The organism is Amycolatopsis sp. NPDC114505 (assembly GCF_055633615.1).
On sequence record NZ_JBVKDV010000001.1, the window covers coordinates 2,753,147 to 2,775,168 of the forward strand.

At 70.7% G+C, this 22,022-nt stretch carries 22 protein-coding genes; 12 read left to right on the forward strand and 10 right to left on the reverse strand.

What is annotated here, in order from left to right; all coding sequences use genetic code 11:
• Positions 1-85: 85 nt before the first annotated feature.
• Positions 86-1,630, reverse strand: coding sequence for a PucR family transcriptional regulator (locus ACZ7OU_RS13710; protein ID WP_470255245.1), 1,545 nt, complete (start codon positions 1,628-1,630; stop codon positions 86-88).
• Positions 1,631-1,680: 50 nt separating this feature from the next.
• On the opposite strand from ACZ7OU_RS13710, the gene ACZ7OU_RS13715 reads away from it, so the two are divergent.
• Positions 1,681-2,301 (forward strand): class I SAM-dependent methyltransferase, encoded by a 621-nt coding sequence (locus tag ACZ7OU_RS13715; RefSeq protein WP_470255246.1) that lies wholly within the window; start codon positions 1,681-1,683, stop codon positions 2,299-2,301.
• On the opposite strand, the gene rdmE is transcribed toward ACZ7OU_RS13715, so the two are convergent.
• Entirely contained in the window at positions 2,298-3,824 is a 1,527-nt protein-coding gene (gene rdmE / locus ACZ7OU_RS13720) for an aklavinone 12-hydroxylase RdmE (protein WP_470255247.1), read from the reverse strand. The genes ACZ7OU_RS13715 and rdmE overlap by 4 nt on opposite strands.
• Positions 3,825-3,987: 163 nt before the next feature.
• Between rdmE and ACZ7OU_RS13725 the strand changes: the two genes are divergently transcribed.
• Positions 3,988-5,298: a bifunctional o-acetylhomoserine/o-acetylserine sulfhydrylase gene (locus ACZ7OU_RS13725; RefSeq protein ID WP_470255248.1), complete on the forward strand. Its 1,311-nt coding sequence runs from the start codon at positions 3,988-3,990 to the stop codon at positions 5,296-5,298.
• Positions 5,295-6,413 carry a homoserine O-acetyltransferase MetX gene (metX, locus tag ACZ7OU_RS13730; protein ID WP_470255249.1) on the forward strand — a complete coding sequence of 373 codons (1,119 nt, stop codon included), beginning with the start codon at positions 5,295-5,297 and terminating at the stop codon, positions 6,411-6,413. The genes ACZ7OU_RS13725 and metX overlap by 4 nt, the downstream gene beginning before the upstream one ends.
• On the opposite strand, the gene ACZ7OU_RS13735 is transcribed toward metX, so the two are convergent.
• Both ACZ7OU_RS13735 and ACZ7OU_RS13740 read right to left on the reverse strand, forming a co-directional pair.
• The gene (locus ACZ7OU_RS13735; protein WP_470241595.1) at positions 6,364-6,621 is read right to left on the reverse strand and encodes a hypothetical protein; all 258 of its coding nucleotides are present in this window, start codon (positions 6,619-6,621) and stop codon (positions 6,364-6,366) included. The two genes, metX and ACZ7OU_RS13735, sit on opposite strands and share 50 nt — an antisense overlap.
• Positions 6,622-6,634: 13 nt before the next feature.
• The gene (locus ACZ7OU_RS13740; protein ID WP_470255250.1) at positions 6,635-7,513 is read right to left on the reverse strand and encodes an AurF N-oxygenase family protein; all 879 of its coding nucleotides are present in this window, start codon (positions 7,511-7,513) and stop codon (positions 6,635-6,637) included.
• A gap of 80 nt (positions 7,514-7,593) precedes the next feature.
• On the opposite strand from ACZ7OU_RS13740, the gene ACZ7OU_RS13745 reads away from it, so the two are divergent.
• Positions 7,594-8,223: a TetR/AcrR family transcriptional regulator gene (locus ACZ7OU_RS13745; RefSeq protein ID WP_155541160.1), complete on the forward strand. Its 630-nt coding sequence runs from the start codon at positions 7,594-7,596 to the stop codon at positions 8,221-8,223.
• Here the strand turns inward: ACZ7OU_RS13745 and ACZ7OU_RS13750 are convergent.
• Both ACZ7OU_RS13750 and ACZ7OU_RS13755 read right to left on the reverse strand, forming a co-directional pair.
• Complete coding sequence (locus ACZ7OU_RS13750; protein WP_155541161.1) at positions 8,220-8,720, reverse strand: hypothetical protein; 501 nt, start codon at positions 8,718-8,720, stop codon at positions 8,220-8,222. The genes ACZ7OU_RS13745 and ACZ7OU_RS13750 overlap by 4 nt on opposite strands.
• A gap of 46 nt (positions 8,721-8,766) precedes the next feature.
• Positions 8,767-9,357 carry an SACE_7040 family transcriptional regulator gene (locus tag ACZ7OU_RS13755; protein WP_470241593.1) on the reverse strand — a complete coding sequence of 197 codons (591 nt, stop codon included), beginning with the start codon at positions 9,355-9,357 and terminating at the stop codon, positions 8,767-8,769.
• A gap of 321 nt (positions 9,358-9,678) precedes the next feature.
• On the opposite strand from ACZ7OU_RS13755, the gene ACZ7OU_RS13760 reads away from it, so the two are divergent.
• The 4 genes from ACZ7OU_RS13760 (at position 9,679) to ACZ7OU_RS13775 (ending at position 15,350) form a co-directional block, all read left to right on the forward strand.
• Positions 9,679-10,449: an SGNH/GDSL hydrolase family protein gene (locus ACZ7OU_RS13760; RefSeq protein WP_470255926.1), complete on the forward strand. Its 771-nt coding sequence runs from the start codon at positions 9,679-9,681 to the stop codon at positions 10,447-10,449.
• A gap of 148 nt (positions 10,450-10,597) precedes the next feature.
• On the forward strand, positions 10,598-12,211 hold the full coding sequence (locus ACZ7OU_RS13765) for a carboxyl transferase domain-containing protein (protein WP_470241592.1): 1,614 nt from the start codon (positions 10,598-10,600) through the stop codon (positions 12,209-12,211).
• Positions 12,212-12,213: 2 nt separating this feature from the next.
• Entirely contained in the window at positions 12,214-14,199 is a 1,986-nt protein-coding gene (locus tag ACZ7OU_RS13770) for an acetyl-CoA carboxylase biotin carboxylase subunit (protein WP_470255251.1), read from the forward strand.
• The gene (locus ACZ7OU_RS13775) at positions 14,196-15,350 is read left to right on the forward strand and encodes an acyl-CoA dehydrogenase family protein (protein WP_470255252.1); all 1,155 of its coding nucleotides are present in this window, start codon (positions 14,196-14,198) and stop codon (positions 15,348-15,350) included. Before ACZ7OU_RS13770 ends, ACZ7OU_RS13775 begins: the two co-directional genes overlap by 4 nt.
• Before the next feature lie 59 nt (positions 15,351-15,409).
• Here ACZ7OU_RS13775 and ACZ7OU_RS13780 read toward each other — a convergent pair whose 3' ends face one another.
• The 3 genes from ACZ7OU_RS13780 to ACZ7OU_RS13790 are packed head-to-tail and all read right to left on the reverse strand — an operon-like array spanning position 15,410 to position 17,634.
• A complete protein-coding gene (locus ACZ7OU_RS13780; RefSeq protein ID WP_470255253.1) occupies positions 15,410-16,753 on the reverse strand; it encodes a hypothetical protein in 1,344 nt (447 codons plus the stop codon).
• Positions 16,750-17,085 (reverse strand): hypothetical protein, encoded by a 336-nt coding sequence (locus tag ACZ7OU_RS13785; protein ID WP_470241588.1) that lies wholly within the window; start codon positions 17,083-17,085, stop codon positions 16,750-16,752. The genes ACZ7OU_RS13780 and ACZ7OU_RS13785 overlap by 4 nt, the downstream gene beginning before the upstream one ends.
• Before the next feature lie 15 nt (positions 17,086-17,100).
• Positions 17,101-17,634, reverse strand: a complete 534-nt coding sequence (locus tag ACZ7OU_RS13790; protein WP_470241587.1) for a YbaB/EbfC family nucleoid-associated protein — start codon at positions 17,632-17,634, stop codon at positions 17,101-17,103.
• 166 nt (positions 17,635-17,800) lie between these two features.
• Here ACZ7OU_RS13790 and map point away from each other — a divergent pair, with 166 nt between their 5' ends.
• The 4 genes from map to ACZ7OU_RS13810 all read left to right on the forward strand — a co-directional run bounded on the left by map (position 17,801) and on the right by ACZ7OU_RS13810 (position 21,166).
• The gene (map, locus tag ACZ7OU_RS13795) at positions 17,801-18,565 is read left to right on the forward strand and encodes a type I methionyl aminopeptidase (protein ID WP_470241586.1); all 765 of its coding nucleotides are present in this window, start codon (positions 17,801-17,803) and stop codon (positions 18,563-18,565) included.
• Between the two features lie 9 nt (positions 18,566-18,574).
• Positions 18,575-19,087, forward strand: coding sequence for a GNAT family N-acetyltransferase (locus ACZ7OU_RS13800; protein ID WP_470241585.1), 513 nt, complete (start codon positions 18,575-18,577; stop codon positions 19,085-19,087).
• A gap of 59 nt (positions 19,088-19,146) precedes the next feature.
• Positions 19,147-19,992: an SDR family oxidoreductase gene (locus ACZ7OU_RS13805; protein WP_470255254.1), complete on the forward strand. Its 846-nt coding sequence runs from the start codon at positions 19,147-19,149 to the stop codon at positions 19,990-19,992.
• A 112-nt stretch (positions 19,993-20,104) separates the two neighbouring features.
• Positions 20,105-21,166: an alpha/beta fold hydrolase gene (locus ACZ7OU_RS13810; protein ID WP_470241583.1), complete on the forward strand. Its 1,062-nt coding sequence runs from the start codon at positions 20,105-20,107 to the stop codon at positions 21,164-21,166.
• On the opposite strand, the gene ACZ7OU_RS13815 is transcribed toward ACZ7OU_RS13810, so the two are convergent.
• The gene (locus ACZ7OU_RS13815; protein WP_470255255.1) at positions 21,155-22,021 is read right to left on the reverse strand and encodes a peptidoglycan recognition protein family protein; all 867 of its coding nucleotides are present in this window, start codon (positions 22,019-22,021) and stop codon (positions 21,155-21,157) included. The two genes, ACZ7OU_RS13810 and ACZ7OU_RS13815, sit on opposite strands and share 12 nt — an antisense overlap.
• Position 22,022 lies beyond the last annotated feature (1 nt).

Sequence of the window (22,022 nt, forward strand, 5' to 3'; positions counted from 1 at the left end):
CTTTCGGCTGGAAAAGACAATCGGAACGATCGGCGCGATCCATGCAGAGTAACGCATAGGTCGTGGAATGGGCCGAACGGCGCAGTCAGCTCCAGCGCAGCGCGACCAGCTGGGTGATGAGGGCCAGCCGGACGTCGGGGTCGTCGAGGTCCAGCGGCACCAGTTCCAGGAGCTTGCGCATCCGGTACCGCAGGGTGTTCGGGTGGATCCGCAGCTCGCGCGCCGCCGCGCGCGGGTCGCCGGGATGCCGCAGCCACTCGTAGAGTGTCTCGACGTAGCCGGCCTTGCCCGTCTCGTCGTGCGCGCGCAGGAGCCCCAGCGGGCCGAGCTCCGCGACCTTCGCCCCGGCCGCCGCCGTCGCGCCGCGGTGCAGCGTCAACGCCGTCCAGGCTTCGTCGAAGGTGATCACGCGCTCGTCGAGGATCTCCGCGCGCAGCAGGCCGAGGGCTTCGTCGGCCTGGAGGCGGGACGCCGAGAGGTCACCGATCTCGCCGGGTGCGCCTGCCGCGGCGCGCGGAGCACCGCTGCGACGAGACGGTCCCGTCACGACGAGAGCGTCCCGGAGCTCCGCCCAGCCGCCGGGGCCCGGCCGGTCCGGGACCACGGCGTAGAGCAGCCCGCCCAGCTCGGTCGCCACCGGACGGCGTCCGATGCCCTGGGAGATCCGCTCGAGCAGGGCGAGCCGCAGGCCCTCGGCGTCGCGGCCGTCGCCGCCGGTGACCTCGATGACGACCACGCGGTGCGGCTCGTCGGACAGGTCCAGCTCGGCCATCGCCTTGCGCGGGTTCGCCCGGCCTTCGAGCACCCCGCGCAGCAGCTCGGCCGACGCCCGGCGTTGCGCGTCGGTGTGCGCGCGACGGCGCAGCAGGTGCAGCGCGACGACCGGGGCGGCGTCGGCGAAGGCGGCCGCGCGCTCGTCGGACACCGGCCCGGCGACGACCGCCCACATCGACCCGAGCAGCTCGCCGCCCATCCGGATCGGCACGATCAGCCGCGGCAGCGTGCCGTCGCGCTGGGCCGGGACGAAGATCGTCTGCCGGCCGCGCGACAGCTCGCGGAAGACCCCGCGCGAGCGGAACCGCGCGAGGACGTCGTCGGGGATGCGGCGGCCCATGATCGTGGCGACGCGCGCGGGGTCGGTCAGGTCCTGGCGCGCGGAGTAGGCGAGCACGCGCGAGTTGGTGTCTTCGATGGTCACCGGGGCGTTCACGACGGAGGCGACGGCGTCGGCCAGCCGGAAGAGGTCGCCGGAGCCGGGGTCGAGGTCCTCGGACTCGTCCGCGAGCGCGTCGAGGACGGTCCGCAGCAGCCACACGAGCTGGGCCCACGACGTCGCGGCGTGCACCTGGACGAGCGCGACCCCGCTGGCCTTCGCGGCGCGCTTGACCGCGGCGGCCACGGGCGGTTTCAGCAGGACGGCGGCGGCGCCCTGTTCGGCACTCCGTTTCACCAGCTCGGCGGCGTCGTCGGCCCCGGAGGTGGCGACGCCGAGCACGAGATCCCCGGCGGCGACGGTCCCGCCGGGTTCGGCGATGACGACGTCGGCGACGGCGGGCGAGTCGTCGGGCACCTGGAGCGCGTGGAGCAGCGTCGGCCCCACCCGGTCGACCACGCTGCGCACCGAGACCACGTGGTCATTCTGGCCGAGAAACCGGTGGACGGCTCGGTAGGGTCGGATGGGTGAGCGACGCGCGGCGGATCGTCGAATCCGGCTACGACAACTCGGCGGAGCGGTACCTCGAGTGGAGCACGCGGATCGCCGACGACCCGCGGCTGCGCTTCCTGGCCGAGCTGACCGACCGGCTCGCCGACGGCGCCGAGGTGCTCGACCTCGGCTGCGGCGCGGGCGTCCCCTGCACGGCGGTGCTCGCCGAGCGGCACGACGTCCTCGGCGTCGACGTCTCCGCGGCGCAGCTCGACCTCGCGCGGCGCAAGGTCCCCGGGGCGCGGTTCGAGAAGGCGGACATGGCCGCGGTGTCCTTTCCGGACGGCAGTTTCGACGCCGTGACGGCGTTCTACTCGGTGCTGCACGTCCCGCGTGAAGAACAGGGCGCGCTCTTCGCCCGGATCGCGCGCTGGCTGCGGCCCGGCGGCTGGTTCCTGGCCGCACTGGGCTGCAGCGAAGCGAACGGCGTCGAGGACGACTGGCTCGGCACGCCCATGTTCTTCAGCAGCCACGCCCCGGCGGAGAACCGGCGGCTCCTCGAAGCCGCCGGTTTCACGCTGGTCGTCGACGAGCCGGTGACCATGCACGAGCCGGAAGGGGCGGCGACCTTCCACTGGGTGCTCGGCCGCCGCTAGCGCGACAGCACCGCGTCCAGCACCCGCCGCAGCTCGCTCGCCGGGTCGTCGACCGGCTCCTTCGCGCGCCACGCCACGATGCCGTCCGGACGCACGAGCGACGCGCCGCCCCGCGAAAGGCCGTACTGCGGGGCGATGTCGTCGAGCGTGTGGCAGTCGATGCCCGCCTCGGAAGCCGCGGGTTCCCAGCGCGACCCGTCACCCGCGCAGAGCAGCACCCACGAGTGCCCCAGCAGGTCCACAGTGGACGCGAGGCCCGGCGCCCGGAAGCCGGGACGGCCGGTCGGCGCGTGGATGTCCTCGACCCGCGCGCCGTCGTCCGGCTCCTCCGAGAGCACCGCGGACGAGCGGTAGCGGAACCCGAGGATGGCGTTCAGCATGTCCTCCGGCTCGGTGATCCCCGAGACGTCGAGATCGGGGTGCATCCGCTGCTTCATGTTGTGCAGCGAGGTGTCGATGATCATCCGCGCGATCGGCCGCCGCTCGGCTTCGTAGGTGTCGAGCAGCGCCGGGCCCGCCTCGCCGCGCAGCACCGCGGCGAGCTTCCACGCGATGTCCGCGGCGTCGCCGACCGCCGTGTTGCCGCCCTGGCCGCCGGTCGGCGGGGTCACCTTCGCCGCGTCGCCGGCCAGGAAGACCCGGCCCTCGCGGAACCGGTCGGCCAGCCGCGCGGCGATCTCCCATGACCCCGTCCAGACGATCTCCGGCTCCAGGTCCGGCAGGTCGGTGGCCGCGCGGATCATCGAGACCAGCCGGTCGTGGGGGAAGTCCGCCGGGCTTTCGCCGCGCGAAGGGAAGTAGTCCGGCGCGAAGACGTACCGGTTCGGCACGTCGGTGTTGACCAGCCCGGCGGTGAAGTCCGGGTGCTGCAGGTAGAAGAGATCGGTCACGCCGGGCTGGACGCGGTCGCCGAGGTCGGCGTCGAACACGACGCCGAGGCAGTGGCTCAGCGCGTCCATCCCCGTGGTCCCGATGCCCAGCCGGGCGCGGATGCCGCTGCGCCCGCCGTCGGCGGCGACGACGTAGTCCGCGCGCACCTCCGTCTCCTCGCCCGAGTCGCGGTGCCGCAGGGTCGCGGTCACGCCGTCGTCGTCCTGGGTCAGTCCGACCAGTTCGGTGCGGAACCGGACGCGCGCCCCGGCCTTCTCGGCGTGGGCCAGCAGGATCGGCTCGACGACGTCCTGCCCGGCCATCCCGGCGGGCATCGTCGTCGAGGCCGAGATGTCGAACTCGCTGCCGTCCTCCATGAGCCGGTGCAGGACGCGGCCGGCCAGGCTGGTCGCGACGGTGATCCGCAGCCCCTGCGACGCCCGCGGGCTCACCGCCAGCACCTCACGGTCGATTCCTGCCCAGTGGAACAGCTCCATCGTGCGCCAGTTCTGCCCGGCGGCTCGTGAGTGGACCGACGTTCCGGCGTGCCGTTCGACCGTCAGGACGTCCACTCCTTCCCTCGCCAGGAACAGCGACGCCGACAGTCCGCCCAGCCCGGCCCCCACGACCAGCACCTGAACCCGCTCCGTCATGATTTCCTCCCAGTCCGTGAATCTCTTTGTAAAAGTATCTTAGTAAGAGAGAGATCTGGAGCGCAAGCGGCGTAGGCTCCCAGGACGTGGGAACGGTTGGGTACTCCGTTCGGCCGAAGTAGCGTCAGGCTGAACGAACCCCTTGAGCCGCAAGGAGAAACCGATGAGCGCGGACGACACCTCGGCGTGGTCCTTCGAGACCAGGCAGATCCACGCGGGCGCCGCGCCGGATCCGGCCACCGGCGCGCGGGCGACGCCGATCTACCAGACGACGTCGTACGTCTTCCGCGACAGCCAGCACGGCGCCGACCTGTTCAGCCTCGCCGAGCCCGGCAACATCTACACGCGGATCATGAACCCGACGCAGGACGTGCTGGAGCAGCGCGTCGCGTCGCTCGAAGGGGGCGTCGCGGCGCTGGCGTTCGCGTCCGGCTCGGCCGCGACCACGGCGGCGATCCTCAACCTCGTGGGCGCGGGCGACCACTTCGTGTCCAGCCAGTCGCTCTACGGCGGCACCTACAACCTCTTCCACTACACGCTGCCGAAGCTCGGCATCGAGGTCACGTTCATCGACGACCAGGACGACCTCGAGCAGTGGCGCGCCGCCGTCCGGCCGAACACGAAGTTCTTCTTCGCCGAGACGCTCGCCAACCCGGGCAGCAACGTCCTCGACATCCGCGCCGTCGCCGACGTCGCGCACGAGGCCGGCGTCCCGCTGCTGGTCGACAACACCATCCCGACGCCGTACCTCGTACGTCCGATCGAGCACGGCGCCGACGTCGTGATCCACTCCGCCACCAAGTACCTCGGCGGTCACGGCACGACGATCGCCGGCGTCCTGGTCGACGGCGGCACGTTCGATTTCGGCAAGGCCCCGGCGAAGTTCCCGGGCTTCACCGAGCCCGACCCGAGCTACCACGGCCTGAAGTACTGGGAGGCGCTCGGCCCCGGCGCGTTCGCGGCGAAGGCGCGCGTCCAGCTCCTGCGCGACACCGGCGCGGCGATCGCCCCGCTGAACAGCTTCCTGATCCTGCAGGGCATCGAGACGCTGTCGCTGCGCATCGAGCGGCACGTGCAGAACGCGCAGGCGCTCGCAGAGTGGCTCGAGCAGCGTGACGAGGTCGAGAAGGTGTACTACGCCGGCCTGCCGTCGAGCCCCTTCTACGAGGCCGGTCAGAAGTACCTGCCGCGCGGCGCGGGCGCGGTCCTGTCGTTCGACCTGCGCGGCGGCGTGGAAGCGGGCCGGAAGTTCGTCGACGGCACCGAGCTGCACAGCCAGCTGGTGAACCTCGGCGACGTCCGCAGCCTGATCGTGCACCCGGCGTCGACCACGCACAGCCAGCTCTCGGCCGAGGAGCAGCTCGCCAGCGGCGTGACGCCGGGCCTGGTCCGGATCGCCGTCGGGCTGGAAGGGATCGAGGACCTCAAGGCCGACCTGGAGGCCGGATTCCGGGCGGCGAAGGCGGAACTGTGACGGCTGGTTCCGTCACCGGCGCCTGGCGGATCGGTGATCCGCCGGGTCGCCGGAAGTTCGTCACCGGCCCCGGCGCGCTCGCGCTGGAGGCCGGTGGCGTGCTGCCTTCGTTAACGCTCGCTTACGAGACGTGGGGGACGCTGAACTCCGACGCGTCCAACGCCGTCCTCGTCGAGCACGCGCTGACCGGCGACAGCCACGCGGCCGGACCGCCGGTCCCGGGGCATCCCAGCGCGGGCTGGTGGGACGGACTGATCGGGCCCGGGAAGGCCCTGGACACCGACGAGTACTTCGTCGTGGTCCCGAACGTCCTCGGCGGCTGCCAGGGATCCACCGGGCCGTCGTCACCCGATCCGGACGGGACGCCGTGGGGCAGCCGGTTCCCGGTCGTGACGGTCCGGGACCAGGTGGCTTCGGAGGCGATTCTGGCCGACCACCTGGGCATCGAGCGCTGGGCGGGCGTCGTCGGCGGGTCCATGGGCGGAATGCGCGCGCTGGAGTGGGCGGTGACGCTGCCCTCGCGGGTGGCGTCGGTGCTCGTGCTGGCCTCGACGGCGCGGGCGTCGGCCGAGCAGATCGCCTGGGCCGCGCCGCAGCTGCACGCGATCCGCAGCGACCCGTTCTTCCACGGCGGTGACTACTACTCCGCGCCGGAAGGGCCCCGGGCCGGACTCGGCATCGCGCGGCGGATCGCGCACGTCACGTACCGCAGCGAGCCGGAGCTGGCCCAGCGGTTCGGCCGCGCGTACCAGGGTGACGAGGACCCGTTGCGGGGCGGGCGGTTCGCCGTCGAGTCCTATTTGGACCACCACGCCGGCAAGCTGGCGGGGCGGTTCGACGCGAACAGCTACCTGGTCCTGACGGAGTCGATGAACACCCACGACGTCGGCCGTGACCGCGGTGGCGTCGCGGCGGCTTTGGGCCGGGTGACCGCCCGCGCGGTGATCGGCGGGGTGGACAGCGACCGGCTCTACCCGCTGTACCAGTCGGCGGAAATCGCGGCGGGGATCCCGGGGACGTCGGAGCCGTCGGTGGTTTCCTCGCCGTACGGCCACGACTCGTTCCTCATCGAGACCGATCAGATCGCCGCCCTGGCGAAGGCGCTTCTGGGCTAGTCACGCGCTCTCCCAGGCGTACCAAGGTGTCCGCGACCCGGCGCGACGCGTCGGCGGCGTAGTCCCCGAGCCGTTCCGCGGCGCGGTCGGAGAGCTTCGCGACCCGCCAGGCCACGTCGTCCGCGCGGTCGCCCGCTTCGTCGCCCACGGTGGCGATCCGGTCGGCGAGCCGGCCGGTGCCGGCGGCGAGCAGATCCTTGAGTGCCATGGCTTCCCTCCGCCTAGAGCATTCCGGCGCGGCGCCAGAGCACCGAGCTCGGGCCGCCGATCAGGTCGTTCTCCTTCAGGAACCGGACGAGCTTCCGGGCCCCGAAGGCCAGCGTCTCCCGCCGGTGCGCGCTGGTCCGCGCGGCTTCGGCCGCGACGCCGGGGTCGATCCCCGCGCGCAGGTACTGCCGTGGCCGGGACAGCAGCCGCGACATCAGCAGCGCGCCGACGGCGACGACGATCCGCGCGAACTCCTTGCGCCACCAAGGCGCGTGCGCCAGCTCGCGGACGAGGTCGTCGCGCGCGTACCGCACGTGCCGCGCCTCTTCCGTGACGTGGATCCGCATCACCGCGCGGACGACCGGCTGCACCGACTCGTCGTCGAGGTGCTCGCGCTGCAGCGCGTCGAAGATCTCCTCGCCGATCAACGTCGCGACCCACATCGCCGGGCCGTGGAGGATCGACGGCAGGGCCTGCGCGGACAGCTGCAGCCAGCGGTTGTTGCGGTAGGGGCGTCCGTCGACGCGCTCGATCAGCCGCGCGAACATCGTGGAGTGCCGGCACTCGTCGGCGACCTCGGTCAGCGCGTAGTGCACGTGACGGGTCGTCGGGTCCTGGCGGTAGGACGCGCGCAGCAGCATCTGCATGAGGATCAGCTCGAACCAGATCCCGACGCTGACCGTGTTCACGAGCTCCTGGCGCGAAAGCTCGATCCGCTGTTCGCGGCTCAGCGTGTCCCACAGTGGAGTGCCGTAGAGGGAGACCAGCTTTTCGGGGATGAAGAACTGGTCTTCGTTGAGCGGCGCGGCCCAGTGGACGTCGACGTCCGGGTCGTAGGAGAGCCGGGCGCTCGACTTCAGCAGCCGTTCCGCCGTGGCTTCGCGATCACCCACGCGCACCTCCCTGTGTCGTGTAACACTAGAACGCATGAAACATTTTCCGTCAAGTTGTAAAGGCGCCTAGGGTTGCAGCCATGCGCGACCTCCTGAAGCACGCGCTCGAAGCCGAGCTGCCCGGCGACGAGACCGCGGAGCGGATCATGGGCGCGGCGCTGACCCAGGCCGAGGACTTCGGGCTGCGCCGGTTCACCGTCGACGACGTCGCGCGCCGCGTCGGCCTCTCGCGGGTGACGATCTACCGCTACTTCCCCAAGAAGGACCAGCTGCTCAACGCGCTGGTCCTGCGGGAGATGAAGCGGTTCCTGACCAAGGTCGACGCCGTCGTCGAGGCGCAGGCGACCCCGGAGGAGAAGCTCATCGAGGGGTTGAGCTTCTCCCTGGGGTACCTGCGCGGGCACCGGCTGCTCAACCGGCTGCTGCGCACCGAGCCGGAGCTGATCCTCCCGCAGCTGACCGTCCAGGCGGGCGGCCTGTTCGCGGCGGCCCGCACCCGGATCGCGGCGCACTTCCACGCGGAGATCGCGGCGGGCCGGCTCAGCCTGCCGGCCGAGGACGTCGACGGCATGGCGGAGCTGCTCATCCGGATCGTGGTTTCGCTGGTGCTGACCCAGGAGACGGTCCTGCCGGTCGACGACGACGTCCAGCGGCGCCGGCTGGCCGAGCTGTACCTGGCGCCGATCGTCCGCTCGCTGCGTCCGGCCTAGTCGGAGACGGCTTCCGAGATCCAGGGCGCCACCGGCAGGTCGCGGTCCAGGCACTCGACCGACAGCCGGATCGTCCACCGCAACGCCTGCAGCACCAGGCTGTCCACCTCGTCGGGCGCGGCGTTCGCCAGGGCGATCTCGACCTGCTCCTGTGCGGCTTCCGTGTTGCCGTGGACCTCCGCCAGCAGCGTCCGGACGGCGGTCCGCACCGGCGGGTCGGCCTGGTCGATCGAGACCTCTTCGCCGTCTTCGTCGAAGACCTGGACCTTGACCGGCGCGCTGCCGCCGTCGCCGAGGGTGGAGACCATCGCGCTGCATTCGCCGAACAGCAGCAGCATCAACGCTTTCGTCTCGTCCGCGCGGGCCTGCGGTTCGGCGGCCGTCGGCGCGACCTCGACGAGGGCTTCGGCGTCGTCACCGAGGCTCAGCGCCGTCAGTGCGCGCTGTGCCTTCTCGACGAGCTCCTGCTCGTTCCAGTCCGCATCCACGTGCCCCATCAAACACCAGCGACGCCGATCGTGGGGATACCTTGATCCGGGTCGGTCATCCGGCCGCGCGGAGCGCACCCAGCGCGAGCCGGGAGAGCAGTTCGGCGAGGTCTCCGTCACTGAGATGGCGGTTGTACGGGGTCGAGTTGATCAATCCGAACACGGCGTGTGCCGCCGACCGAGCCTGTCGTTCTCCCAGCTCCGGCATGGCTTCGCGGATCGCGCTGACCCACACTTCGACGTACTGCCGCTGCAGCGCGCGCACCTGCTTGCGGTCGGCGTCGGTGAGGTTCGCGAGGTTGCGCTCCTGAACGGTGATCAGCGCCGGGTGCGCGAGCGCGAAGCCGACGTGGAACGCCACGAGCCCGGCCAGCGTGTCGTCCGGCGAGCCGGGCCTCGCCGCCCACGTCGTGCCGCCGTCGAGCAGATAGCGGCTGATCGAGTTCAGCATCTCGCCGAGGATCGCGTCCTTGCTGCGGAAGTGCCGGTAGAGCGCGGGCCCGGAGATGCCGACGGCGGCGCCGATGTCGTCGATCCCGACACCGTGGAACCCGTGGTGGGCGAACAGCTCGGCGGCCGCGGACAGGATCTGTTCGCGTCTGTTCGCCTTCTCGCCGTTCACTAGCGGAGTGGGGTTGACCGGCATCCGGCCATATTAGGGCCGCAGGTTAGCGAGCGCTAACACCCAGCGGCGCGGGCCTCGCTTCCGGGCCGCGTGAGCAGGCCGGCGAGCGCCAACATCAGATGGCGCCGGCCTCGCCCGGAGGCGTCCGGCACGCGAACGAATCCCCAGGTTAGCGAGCGCTAACACTGTTCCCGTCTTCCGGCGTGGGCCGAGTGGGTTACTTACAGGTAACTAGGGGTTCCTCGTGGGCCTTCCACATGCTGTGCTTTTGGGGTCGGTTCTGTCACAAAGGAGTGGCCCATGGGGGTTCCGATCCGTCTGTCGCGACGTTTCCTGCTGAGGTTGAGCACGGCTCTCGGGGCCGTCGTCCTGTCCACTCTCGGCGTCACGGGCCTCGCCCACGCCGCCGGGACCGTCTACGCCGCGCTCGGCGATTCCTACTCCTCGGGAGTCGGCGCCGGCAGCTACGGCAGTTCCGGGAGCTGCTACCGCAGTTCCAACGCCTACGGCCAGCTCTGGGCCAACGCCCACAGCGGCACGTCCTTCACCTTCCTGGCCTGCTCCGGCGCCAAAACCGGGGACGTCATCAGCCAGGCCAACTCCATCCCCTCCAACGCGACCCTGGTCACGGTCACCGTGGGCGGCAACGACGCCGGCTTCAGCGACGTGATCCAGACCTGCACCCTTGGCAGCGACGCGACCTGCACCGCCCGCGTCAACACCGCGAAGACCTACGTCAACAACACCCTGCCCGCGTTGCTGACGAACACCTACAACGCGATCAAGGTCAAGGCTCCGGGCGCCAAGCTCGTCGTCCTGTCCTACCCGCGCTTCTACACCGTCCCCGGCTCCTGCTGGGTCGGGCTGAGTGACACCAAGCGGACCGCGATCAACTCCGGCGCGGACACCCTCGCCTCGGTGATCCAGTCCCGGGCGGCGTCGGCGGGCGCGACGTTCGTCGACGTCCGGCCGTCGTTCGTCGGGCACAACATCTGCTCGTCGGCCGACGACTACCTGCACAGCCTGACCTGGCCGGTGATCGAGTCCTACCACCCGACCGTGGCCGGGCAGTCGGGCGGCTACTACGCCCCGCTGCGGGGCGCGATCGGCTGACCTTCCTCCCGCGGAAGCCCGTGAAGGCCCCCTGGCCGGCCCGAGAAGCCGGTAGGGGGCCTTCATGGCATTCCGGCGACTGGACACTCACGTTAGCGGTCGCTAACATCGGAGCTGAGGTTAACGACCGCTAACGTCGAGGGAGCCCATGGACACGCCGGCACTGGGGACTTCGGCTGCCCCGGACAGCGAGGCCTACGCCCGCAACGTCACATCCCACGCGGAGCTGGTCGAGGACCTCCGCAAACGTTTGTCGAGCGCCCGCCTCGGCGGGCCCGAGAAGTCGCGCACCCGGCACGTCGAACGCGGCAAACTGCTGCCGCGCGACCGCGTCGACACGCTGCTCGACCCGGGTTCGCCGTTCCTGGAACTGTCCCCGCTGGCCGCGAACGGACTGTATGACGACGAGGCGCCGTCCGCCGGGATCATCACCGGGATCGGGCGCGTCTCCGGCCGCGAATGCGTGGTCGTCGCGAACGACGCCACCGTCAAGGGCGGCACGTACTACCCGATGACGGTCAAGAAGCACCTGCGCGCCCAGGAGGTCGCGCTGCACAACAACCTGCCGTGCGTCTACCTGGTGGACTCCGGCGGCGCGTTCCTGCCGAAGCAGGACGACGTCTTCCCAGATCGTGAACACTTCGGCCGGATCTTCTACAACCAGGCGACGATGTCCGCGCGCGGCATCCCGCAGATCGCCGCGGTGCTCGGCTCGTGCACCGCGGGTGGCGCGTACGTCCCGGCGATGAGCGACGAGGCCGTGATCGTCCGGAACCAGGGCACGATCTTCCTCGGCGGCCCGCCGCTGGTGAAGGCCGCGACCGGCGAGGTCGTCACGGCGGAGGAGCTCGGCGGCGGCGACGTCCACTCCCGCCAGTCCGGCGTCACCGACCACCTGGCCGACGACGACGCGCACGCGCTGCGGATCGTCCGCTCGATCGTCTCGACGCTCGGGCCGCGCACCCCACGACCGTGGGATGTCCTCCCGACCGAGGCCCCTGCCGTCGATCCCGCGGAGCTGTACGGCGTCGTCCCGACCGACCCGCGCACCCCTTACGACGTGCGGGAGGTGATCGCGCGCATCGTCGATGGCAGCCGCTTCGGCGAGTTCAAGAAGGAGTACGGCTCCACGCTGGTCACCGGCTTCGCCCGGATCCACGGCCACCCGGTGGGCATCGTCGCGAACAACGGCGTGCTGTTCGCCGAGTCCGCGATGAAGGGCGCGCACTTCATCGAGCTGTGCGACAAGCGCTCGATCCCGCTGCTGTTCCTGCAGAACATCACCGGCTTCATGGTCGGGCGCGCGTACGAGGCCGGCGGCATCGCGAAGCACGGCGCGAAGATGGTCACCGCGGTGGCCTGCGCGCGCGTGCCGAAGTTAACCGTCGTTATCGGCGGCTCGTTCGGCGCCGGCAACTACTCGATGTGCGGCCGGGCGTACTCGCCGCGCTTCCTCTGGATGTGGCCGAACGCGCGGATCTCCGTGATGGGCGGCGAGCAGGCGGCGTCGGTGCTCTCGACGGTCCGCCGCGACTCGATCGAGGCCCGCGGCGGCGAATGGTCCGCCGAGGACGAAGAGGCCTTCAAGGACCCGATCCGCGAGCAGTACGAGGCGCAGGGCAGCCCGTACTACTCGACGGCGCGGCTGTGGGACGACGGCGTGATCGACCCGGCGGACACCCGCACGGTGCTCGGTCTCGCGCTTTCGACCGCGGCCAACGCACCCCTGTCCGATGTCAACTACGGCGTCTTCCGGATGTGATGATGTTCGACTCAGTGTTGGTCGCCAACCGCGGCGAGATCGCCGTCCGGGTCATCCGCACGCTGCGGGCGCTCGGCATCCGCGCGGTCGCGGTGTACAGCGACGCGGACGCCGACGCGCGGCACGTCCGGGAGGCGCACACCGCGGTCCGGATCGGCCCGGCGGAGGCCGCGAAGAGCTACCTCTCCATTCCGGCCATCGTGGACGCCGCCGTGTCTTCGGGCGCGCAGGCCGTGCACCCGGGTTACGGCTTCCTGGCGGAGAACGCCGAGTTCGCGCGGGCCTGCGAGGCGGCCGGGCTGGTGTTCATCGGCCCGCCGGTCGCGGCGATCGACGCCATGGGCGACAAGATCCGCGCCAAGGCGACGGTGTCCGCGGCGGGCGTCCCGGTCGTGCCCGGTGCGTCCGATGTGGACATCCCGGCCGGCGGCTTCGCCGAGGCGGCCGCGAAGGTCGGCTACCCGCTGCTGCTCAAGCCGTCCGCCGGAGGTGGCGGCAAGGGCATGCGGCTGGTCCGCGAAGAGTCCGAACTGGACGCGGCCATCGAGTCCGCGCGGCGCGAGGCCAAGGGCTCCTTCGGTGATGACACCCTGCTGATGGAGCGGTTCGTCACGACGCCGCGGCACATCGAGATCCAGGTCATGGCCGACCAGCACGGCAACGTCATCCACCTCGGCGAGCGCGAGTGCAGCCTGCAGCGGCGGCACCAGAAGATCATCGAGGAAGCGCCGTCGGTGCTGCTGGACGAGGCCACGCGCGCGAAGATGGGCACCGCGGCGGCCGAGGCCGCGCGCTCGGTCGGATACGTCGGCGCGGGCACGGTCGAGTTCATCATGTCGGCGCACGACCCGGACGAGTTCTTCTTCATGGAGATGAACACCCGGCTGCAGGTCGAGCACCCCGTCACCGAGCTGGTCACCGGCCTCGACCTGGTCGAGTGGCAGGTCCGGGTGGCCGCGGGGGAACACCTGACCGTCGCGCAGGATGACGTCGTCCTCAATGGACACGCGGTCGAGGCGCGCGTGTACGCCGAAGACCCGGCGCGCGGGTTCATCCCGACGGGCGGGACGGTGCTGGCGGTGCACGAGCCGGCCGGCGACGGCGTCCGCGTCGACTCGTGGATGACACGCGGCGCGGTGATCGGCTCGAACTACGACCCGATGCTGGCCAAGGTCATCGCCTGGGGCCCGGACCGCGCGTCCGCCCTGCACCGGCTGGACATGGCGCTGGCCGACACCGCACTGCTGGGCGTCGGCACCAACACGGCGTTCCTGCGCGGGCTGCTGGCCGACGAGGACGTCCGCGCCGGCCGTCTGGACACCGAGCTGGTCGACCGCCGACTGTCCACTTTGGTCTCTTCGGACGTGCCCGAGGAGTTCTTCGTCGCGGCCGCCGTGGACCGGTTGCTGGAGCTGCAGCCGTCGGGGTCCGTCGTGGACCCGTGGGACGTGCCGGACGGCTGGCGCATGGGCGGGTCCGGCGGGGTCACCTTCCGCTTGAAGTCCGGCCAGGCCAAGGCCGTGGTCCGGGTGCAGGGCACGCCCGCTTCCGCCGTCGTCCAGGTCGACGACGGCGAGCCCGTCGAGGTTTCGGCCCGGCGCGACGGTGACGTCCTGGAGATCCGCCACGCCGGTGGGTTCGACCGGTACCGCCAGGCCTGCGGTCCGGATCGGACGGTCTGGCTCGCCCGGGACGGTCTGAGCTTTCCCTTCGGTGAGCAGGAGTTCGTCCTGTCGTCGCGCGGCGAGGCCGCCGGGGCCGGGCCGGTCACCAGCCCGATGCCGGGCACGGTGCTCGTCGTCAAGGTCGCCGCGGGAGACGTCGTGAAGGCCGGGACGCCGTTGCTGGTCGTCGAAGCGATGAAGATGGAGCACACGGTCACCGCGCCGATCGACGGCGTGGTCAGCGAACTCCCCGTCCGGGCCGGCCAACAGGTCGCGCTGGACGAAACCCTTGCCGTAGTGAAGCCCCAAGAGGAGCAGCAGTGATCGACTTCCGCCTGGACGAGGAGTACGAGGCCCTCCGCAAGACCGTGGAGGACTTCGCGCACGCCGAGGTCGCGCCGGTCATCGGCGAGCTGTACGAGAAGGAGGAGTTCCCGTACGCGATCGTCGCCAAGATGGGGGAGATGGGCCTGTTCGGCCTGCCGTTCCCCGAGGAGTTCGGCGGCATGGGCGGCGACTACTTCGCGCTGTGCCTGGCCTTGGAAGAGCTCGCGCGGGTCGACTCGTCGGTGGCGATCACCCTGGAGGCAGGCGTTTCGCTCGGTGCGATGCCGATCTTCCGCTTCGGGACGCAGGACCAGAAGGAGAAGTGGCTGCCGTCGCTGTGCGAGGGCACGGCGCTGGGCGGCTTCGGCCTGACCGAGCCGGGCGGCGGCTCGGACGCGGGTGCGACCCGCACGCGGGCCACTTTGGACGGTGACGACTGGGTCGTCAACGGCAGCAAGGCGTTCATCACGAACTCGGGCACGGACATCACGCGCCTGGTCACGGTCACGGCCGTGACGGACGTGATGGAGAACGGCCGCAAGGAGATCTCGGCGATCCTCATCCCGTCCGGCACCCCGGGCTTCGAGGTGGCGCCGAAGTACTCCAAGGTCGGCTGGAACTGCTCGGACACCCACGAGCTGTCCTTTTCGGACGTCCGCGTCCCGGCGGAGAACCTGGTCGGCACCCGCGGCCGCGGGTACGCCCAGTTCCTGTCCATTTTGGACGAAGGTCGCGTCGCGATCGCCGCCCTGTCGGTGGGTCTGGCGCAGGGCTGCGTCGACGAGTGCCTGCAGTACGTGAAGGACCGCGTCGCGTTCGGCAAGCGGATCGGGGAGTACCAGGCGATCCAGTTCAAGATCGCCGACATGGAAGTCCGCACGCACACCGCGCGCCTGGCGTACTACCAGGCGGCGTCGAAGATGCTGCGCGGCGAGCCGTTCAAGAAGGAGGCGTCGATCGCGAAGCTGGTGGCGTCCAACGCGGCCATGGACAACGCGCGCGACGCGACGCAGATCTTCGGCGGCTACGGCTTCATGAACGAGTACCCGGTGAGCCGCTTCTACCGCGACGCCAAGATCCTGGAGATCGGCGAGGGCACGAGCGAGGTCCAGAAGATGCTGATCTCGCGCCACCTCGGCGTGGCCTGACGTCGCAAGTCGCCTGACGTCGCGAAAGGGGCACCTCCCGCGGGAGGTGCCCCTTTCGGCTACTGCGGCTGTTGCTGCTTCTTGTCCTCTTCGGCCCAGGCGGCCTCCGCCTGCATCTGGATGTCGGTGAGGCCGCGGTCGACCTGCACGATGTCCTTGCCCGCCCAGCCCACGAAGTTCTTCGAGCTCTTGGCGTCGGACAGCGACTTCAGCATCGGGTAGTAGTCCGGGGCCTTGGCCTTCAGCCAGTCGTCGACGAACTTCATCTTCTTGTAGCTGTCACCGAACTTCGTCTTCAGCCAGTCTTCGTGCTTCTTGATCGTCGAGACGTCGTGGTCGCTCAGGTGCGACTTCGGCGGCGTCGGCTTGGGCGGCTCCGGCGGCTTCGGCAGCGGCCGCGAGAAGTTCGGCGTGGTGCCGTCGCCGGGGTGGGCGCTGGGCGTCGCGCCCCCGGTCGTCGGCGGGCCGTCGTGGGTGACCGCCGTCCCCGGTGGTGGCAGCGGCCGCGAGAAGTTGGGGGTCGTGCCGTCGCCCGGAGGACGCGTGCTGGGCGTGGCGCCGCCGGTCGTGGGCGGGCCGTTGTGGGTGACCGCGGTACCCGGCGGCGGCATCGGCGTCATCTCGTGCCCCGCGCTCGAGGAGGAGCCCGGCTTCCCCTTGACCAGCTTCGACAGCCCGGTGAGCCGGGCCAGCGTGCGGCCGGCGTAGGAGACGACCTTGGCGAGCTTCGCCATCATCGCCGCGACCTGCACCGAGACGGTCGCGACGCACTTGGTCACGCCGACGGCGATCGACGCGCCGAAGGTGGGGATGGCCAGCGCGAGCGCGATCAGCATCGTCGAAATGATGTCGCCGAGGATCGTCGTGATGATGTCGCGCAGCAGCGAGCGGACCGCGCCGATCAGGGCGCCGGTGGTCTCGACCATGTAGCCGGCGACGTCGGCCGCCTTGGCGTTCGCGTCGATCCAGCCCTTCCGGTCGTTGATCGACTTGAGGAAGCTGTCGTAGCCCTTGCCCTGCCACTGGGTGATCGTCGCCTTGAGCGTGTCGTCCAGCGACGTGCCGGTGTTGCGCAGCGACTCGCCGATCTTGTGCAGCTCGTTGGCGACCTTCGTGACCTCCGCGGGGTTGCCCGCGACCTGGTCCAGTGGCCACTTCAGGAACGAGACGTGCTCGATCAGCCAGCCCAGGCCCGCCGCGATCAGCTTCGCGAGGGGGTCCATGGCGAACGCGACGGTGTCGAGCACGGCGCTGATGACGTTGATGCCGAGCTCGACGCTGACGGCCGCGAGGTCGCCGCCGTGCTCGGTCTGGACCTTGCCGATCGAGTCGCCGACCTGCTTCCAGCTGTCGAAGACGCCGGCGCCGGTCGTGGAGTTCGATGCCGTGATGGGAACGGTCACTTGCCCAGCTCCGTCTCGAAAGTGCTCAAACCCTGGGCGGTGTTCGAGTCGTGGGTCGCGTACGTCTCGGCGGCCTTCTTGAGGTCGTCGGCGGACTTGCCGATGTCACCGACGAGCTTGGTGATCTCCCCGGTGATCACGCCCATCGTGATCCGCGAGGGCACGGCGAGCACCTGCGCGAGCAGGATGCCGAACGCGGCGTTGTCGAACCCGTTCGCCGCCTGCATCCGGTTCGCGGCGTCCTGCACCGCCGGTTGCGTGGTGCCGGACAGGAACTGGCTGAACTTCTGCAGCTCGGCCGGGTCGACCGTGAAACCTTCTCCGGAAACCACCGGTTCTCCTCCGTACTACCAGGGGTTGCTGTCGCCGTCGTCCTCGTCCGGCGCGGGCCGGGGACGACGACGGGGCGGGGGTGGCTGAGGCGGCTGCGGGTTCGGTGGCGGGCGGTGCGCGGGCGGCGGGGGCCGGTCGTCGGCCTCCTGCTCCGGCATGAACACGTCGCTCTTGTCCGTGGGCGTTTCCGCTTCGGGTGCCGGCAGGAACTCGTCCAGCAGTTCGCGGGCGGCCGAGTCCTCGCCGACCATGCCGCTGAACGCGTCGGCGACCTGGGCCGAGACCTTCTGCTGGGCCCGGCCGATCAACTGCATCACCAGGCCGGACAACGCTTGCGGGGGCCGTTCGTACGCGCGCGGGCCGAACCGGAGCTCCTGCAGGACGCCGCTCGGGCCGACGGTCACCGAGACCGCCCCGTCCGGCGACTGCACCGAGGCGACGGCGGTGCGCAGCTGTTCTTGCGCCGCCGCGGCTTTCGCCTGGATTTCCTCGAGTTCGACGGTGAACGCGGCCAGCGGGTCGCCGCCGGGGGGCACTGACTGGGTCAATTTGTCCTCGTCGCGAGAGAGGTTGTGAACCCTGCAAGTCAATCAGCGCAGTTTTAACTTCGGATGGCTCGAACGGAGCCGCAGGCTGAACGCGATGCCGACCCCGGGTGCCGAAGGGCCGCTGCACCTGCTGGACGCCGATATCTATACCGGTATAGTTATCGTCATGGTCGAGATCAAATCCGCGACCGAGCTGGCGGCAATGCGCGAAGCCGGGCGAGTGGTCGCCCAGGCGCTGGACGCGGTGAAGGAGACCGCCGCGATCGGCGTCTCCCTGCGCGAGCTCGACGAGGTCGCCGCGCAGGTGATCGGCGGAGCCGGGGCCAAGCCGTCGTTCCTGCACTACCAGCCGTGGTCCGCGCCGACGCCCTATCCCGGGGTCATCTGCGCCAGCGTCAACGACGTCGTCGTGCACGGCATCCCGACGGCGTACCGCATCCAGGACGGCGACCTGGTCAGCATCGACTGCGGCGCCATCCTCGACGGCTGGAACGGCGACGCCGCGATCAGCTTCGTCGTCGGCGACGCCGACCCACTCGACCTCGCGCTGATCGAAGCGACCGAGCGCGCCCTGGCCGCCGGGATCGCCGCGGCCCAGCCGGGCGCGAAGCTCGGCGACATCTCCCACGCGATCGGCACCGCCGGGCGCGCGTCGGGCCACGGCATGCTCGAGGACCACGGCGGCCACGGGATCGGCCGGCGGATGCACGAGGACCCGCACCTGGCGAACGAAGGCCGCGCGGGCCGCGGGATGCGGCTCAAGCCCGGTCTCGCGCTGGCGATCGAGCCGATGCTCACCCGCGGCGGCGACGCCTACCGGTGCGCCGAGGACGGCTGGTCGCTGCTCACCACCGACGGCAGCCGCGCCGCGCACGTCGAACACACCATCGCCATCACCGAAGACGGCCCGCGTGTGCTCACCGTGCGGTAGACAAGGGGAATGGACAACATCGTCATCCGATCGGGTGACTCTGGGGATGCTGACACACTGCTGCGCTTCTTCGACGAGGCCGTCGAATGGCTCGTCGCGCGCGGCAGTTCTAAGCAGTGGGGGACCGAGCCGTGGACCCGCGTCCCGAAGCGCGTCGAGCGCGTCAAGGTGATGGCCGCGGACCCGGGCCTGCGCATCGCGATGGTCGACGGCGAGGCGGCCGGCGCGCTGATCGTCTCCGAGGAGCACGACCCGCACGTGCCGCCGGTTAACGAGCGTGAACTGTACGTCCGGCTGCTGATCACGTCGCGGCGGTTCACCGGGCGGCGCGTCGGCGGGCGCCTCGTCGAATACGCGCTCGACGAGGCGCGGCGGCGCGGCATCGACCTCGTGCGCGTCGACTGCTGGGCCGGCGGCGACGGTGCCTTGCAGCGTTACTACGAGAGCCAGGGCTTCAAGCCGACCGTGCAGTTCCACGTCGAGGAGTGGGTCGGGCAGGTCCTGGAGCAACGCGTGGGGTAGCGCGATCGCGGACCAGGGGTGACACTGTTGACGGGTTGCCAACAGACGAAGGAGTCGCCATGGCCGAGGAGCTCGCGGGCAAGGTCGTCGTCATCACCGGCGGCGGGCAGGGGATCGGCGCGGCGACCGCGTCGGCGCTGTCCCGGCTGGGCGCGCGGGTGGTGATCGGCGACCTCGACCAGGTCCGGGCCGAGAAAACGGCCGGCGAGCTGGACGCGGAAGCGCTGCCGCTGGACGTCACCGACATCCGCGGCTTCACCGAGTTCCTCGACGAGGTCGAGCGCCGCCACGGCCGGATCGACGTCCTGATCAACAACGCCGGGATCATGCCGCTGGCCCGCCTCGAGGACGAGAGCGACGCGACGACCCGGCGTCAGCTGGAGACCAATCTGCACGCCGTCATCCACGGCACCCGCGAAGCGATGAAGCGGATGCGGCCGCGACGGTCCGGGCACATCGTGAACGTCGCGTCGTTCGCGGGCAAGGCGGGTTTCCCGGGTGCGGCGACGTACTGCGCGACCAAGCACGCCGTCGTCGGATTGTCCGAAGCGGTGCACCTGGAGCTGCACGGATCCGGGGTGCACGTCTCGTGCGTGATGCCGGCGATCGTCCGGACGGAGCTCGCGAGCGGACTCGGCGAGGCGAAGTTCTTCAAGTCGTCACGGCCGGAGGACGTGGCCGACGCCATCGTGTCCACGCTGCGCAAGCCCCGGCTCGAGGTCTTCGTGCCCCGCTCGGTGGGCACTATGGGCAAGCTCACCCGGCTGCTGCCCCGGCGGGCCGGCGAAGTGCTCGCCCGCGCGTTGAAAGCGGACCAGCTTTTGGCTTCAGCGGCCCATTCCCCGGCCCGCGCGGACTACGAGGCGCGCGCCGCCGAAAGCGCACCCGGGGCGGGCACGGAGTAACTCGGACGGCCTAGTCACTGTCCGATTTGGACGTGGCCGCTGTTGAGTCCACCGGCCTGACCGGGCAAGATTGGCCGGAAGTGCCCGGGGGACGTCGCAGGAGGCTTTCGAAATGGTTTCACCGCCCGCACGGCTGGCCGCGGCGGCGTCGAACGTGGTCGGCAAGGTGCTGCACGGCGGTGTCGCCGACCTGCGCCCGATGCCGCGGGTGCTGATCGACCAGGGGCCCAACCGCTCGGTGTACCGGATGACGCACAGCAGCCGTCCGGTGTCCGGGCCACCGATCCTGCTGGTGCCGCCGCTGGCCGCGCCGGCGATCTGCTTCGACCTGCGCCGCGGCTGCAGCCTCATCGAGCACCTGGTCGAGGGCGGTCGCAACGCGTACCTCGTCGACTACGGCATGGTCGCCTTCTCGGACCGCCGCCTGGGCATCGAGCACTGGATCGACGAGGTCCTGCCGCGCGCGATCCGCAAGGTGAGCGCCGACAACGGTGGCCAGGCCGTGCACCTGGTGTCGTGGTCGCTGGGCGGGATCTTCTCGTTGCTGGTGAACGCGGACCAGCCGGACCTGCCGATCGCGTCGATCACGGCGATCGGCTCCCCGGTGGACTTCACGGCGATCCCGATCATCGCGCCGTTCCGCCCGCTGGTGGACCTGACGAACGGCCACCTGCTGACCCCGATCTACCGCGCGTTCGGCGGCGCACCGTCCTATTTGGTCAGTCGGGTGTTCCGCGCGACGGGCATCAGCAAGGAGATCACGAAGCCGATCGCGATCCTTTCGCACCTCGACGACCGCGACTACCTCGCGCAGATCGAGGCGGTCGACCACTTCATGGGCAACATGTACGCCTACCCGGGCCGCACGTTCGGCCAGCTGTACCACCGCTTGTTCCGCACGAACGACCTGGCGGAGGGCAAGGTGGACCTCAACGGGCGCATCATCTCGCTGTCCTCGGTCCGGGTCCCGACGCTGGTGGTGGCGGGCGAGAACGACACGATCGCGCCGCGGCCGTCGGTGGAGCGGGTGGTGGAACTGCTGGACAAGGCCCCGGAGGTCCGCTTCAAGACGGCGCCGGGCGGCCACCTCGGCGTCCTGACGGGCCGCAAGGCACGCGGCACGACGTGGCGCTACCTGGACGAGTTCCTCGACGACCAGGCGTCAGCCGACTAGGTCGATCTCGAACGGCTCGGCCGCGCTGTAGCTGACGTCCGCCCAGACCGCGCCGGGCACTTCGTAGCGCCGGTGAGACGTCAGCTTCGGGTCGTGGCCGGGGTTCTGCGCGGGGTTGTGGCCGACGCCCGCGCGATCCGAGCCCCACGCGAAGATGTTCGACACCCACATCGGCCGCGCGGAGCCGTCGCCGCCCAGCCGCGGCCGGACCACGATCGCCCCGCCGGGACTGCCGGACAGGTAGACGCGGACGCTGTGCTCGCCCGCGTCCGGCGGCGTGACGGTGATGCGCTCCAGGATCTCGACGCCGACGGGCCCGGTGCTGGTGGGGTTGGCCGCACGTTCGCGCAGCCAGGCACTGTCGATGCCGACGGGGTCGATCTTGCGGCCGACGGGAACGCAGACGTCCTTGTGCCCGGCATAGCGTTCGACACCGCGGTTCATGTACCGCAGCAGCGCGGCGACGAGCTTCGGGTAGGCGTCGAGCTGCGCGGCCGTCCAGCCACCGGCGCCCGTGGACTCCGCTTCGATGCCGAGGAACTCGTCGTTCACATCGAGGAACCCGAGCCACCGCGACGCACCGGCGTGGTAGGCACACCCGGCGGCGACGACGTAGATGGTGCCGCTCCGGCCGAGGCCGAGGTTGCACAACGGTCCGGCGAGATCGGCGCGGCCGTGCGTGACGATGTCGAGCGAGGGGTAGTCCCCGGGCGCGGAGTCGGCGGTGGCGGTGTGGTGCCCGACAACACCTTCGACGACGCGCATGCCGCCGTGGCCGCGGGTCTGCCACCCGGGGACTTCGACAACGGGATACCCGGTGCTGCGGGCGGCATCGACGAGCCAAGGAACGTACACG

Coding starts and splice junctions, on each gene's coding strand:
- rdmE (WP_470255247.1), bottom strand. CDS start 3,824: ATGACGGAGCGGGTTCAGGTGCTGGTCGTGGGGGCCGGGCTGGGCGGA.
- ACZ7OU_RS13725 (WP_470255248.1), top strand. CDS start 3,988: ATGAGCGCGGACGACACCTCGGCGTGGTCCTTCGAGACCAGGCAGATC.
- ACZ7OU_RS13735 (WP_470241595.1), bottom strand. CDS start 6,621: ATGGCACTCAAGGATCTGCTCGCCGCCGGCACCGGCCGGCTCGCCGAC.
- ACZ7OU_RS13745 (WP_155541160.1), top strand. CDS start 7,594: ATGCGCGACCTCCTGAAGCACGCGCTCGAAGCCGAGCTGCCCGGCGAC.
- ACZ7OU_RS13750 (WP_155541161.1), bottom strand. CDS start 8,720: ATGGGGCACGTGGATGCGGACTGGAACGAGCAGGAGCTCGTCGAGAAG.
- ACZ7OU_RS13755 (WP_470241593.1), bottom strand. CDS start 9,357: ATGCCGGTCAACCCCACTCCGCTAGTGAACGGCGAGAAGGCGAACAGA.
- ACZ7OU_RS13765 (WP_470241592.1), top strand. CDS start 10,598: ATGGACACGCCGGCACTGGGGACTTCGGCTGCCCCGGACAGCGAGGCC.
- ACZ7OU_RS13770 (WP_470255251.1), top strand. CDS start 12,214: ATGTTCGACTCAGTGTTGGTCGCCAACCGCGGCGAGATCGCCGTCCGG.
- map (WP_470241586.1), top strand. CDS start 17,801: ATGGTCGAGATCAAATCCGCGACCGAGCTGGCGGCAATGCGCGAAGCC.
- ACZ7OU_RS13800 (WP_470241585.1), top strand. CDS start 18,575: ATGGACAACATCGTCATCCGATCGGGTGACTCTGGGGATGCTGACACA.
- ACZ7OU_RS13805 (WP_470255254.1), top strand. CDS start 19,147: ATGGCCGAGGAGCTCGCGGGCAAGGTCGTCGTCATCACCGGCGGCGGG.
- ACZ7OU_RS13810 (WP_470241583.1), top strand. CDS start 20,105: ATGGTTTCACCGCCCGCACGGCTGGCCGCGGCGGCGTCGAACGTGGTC.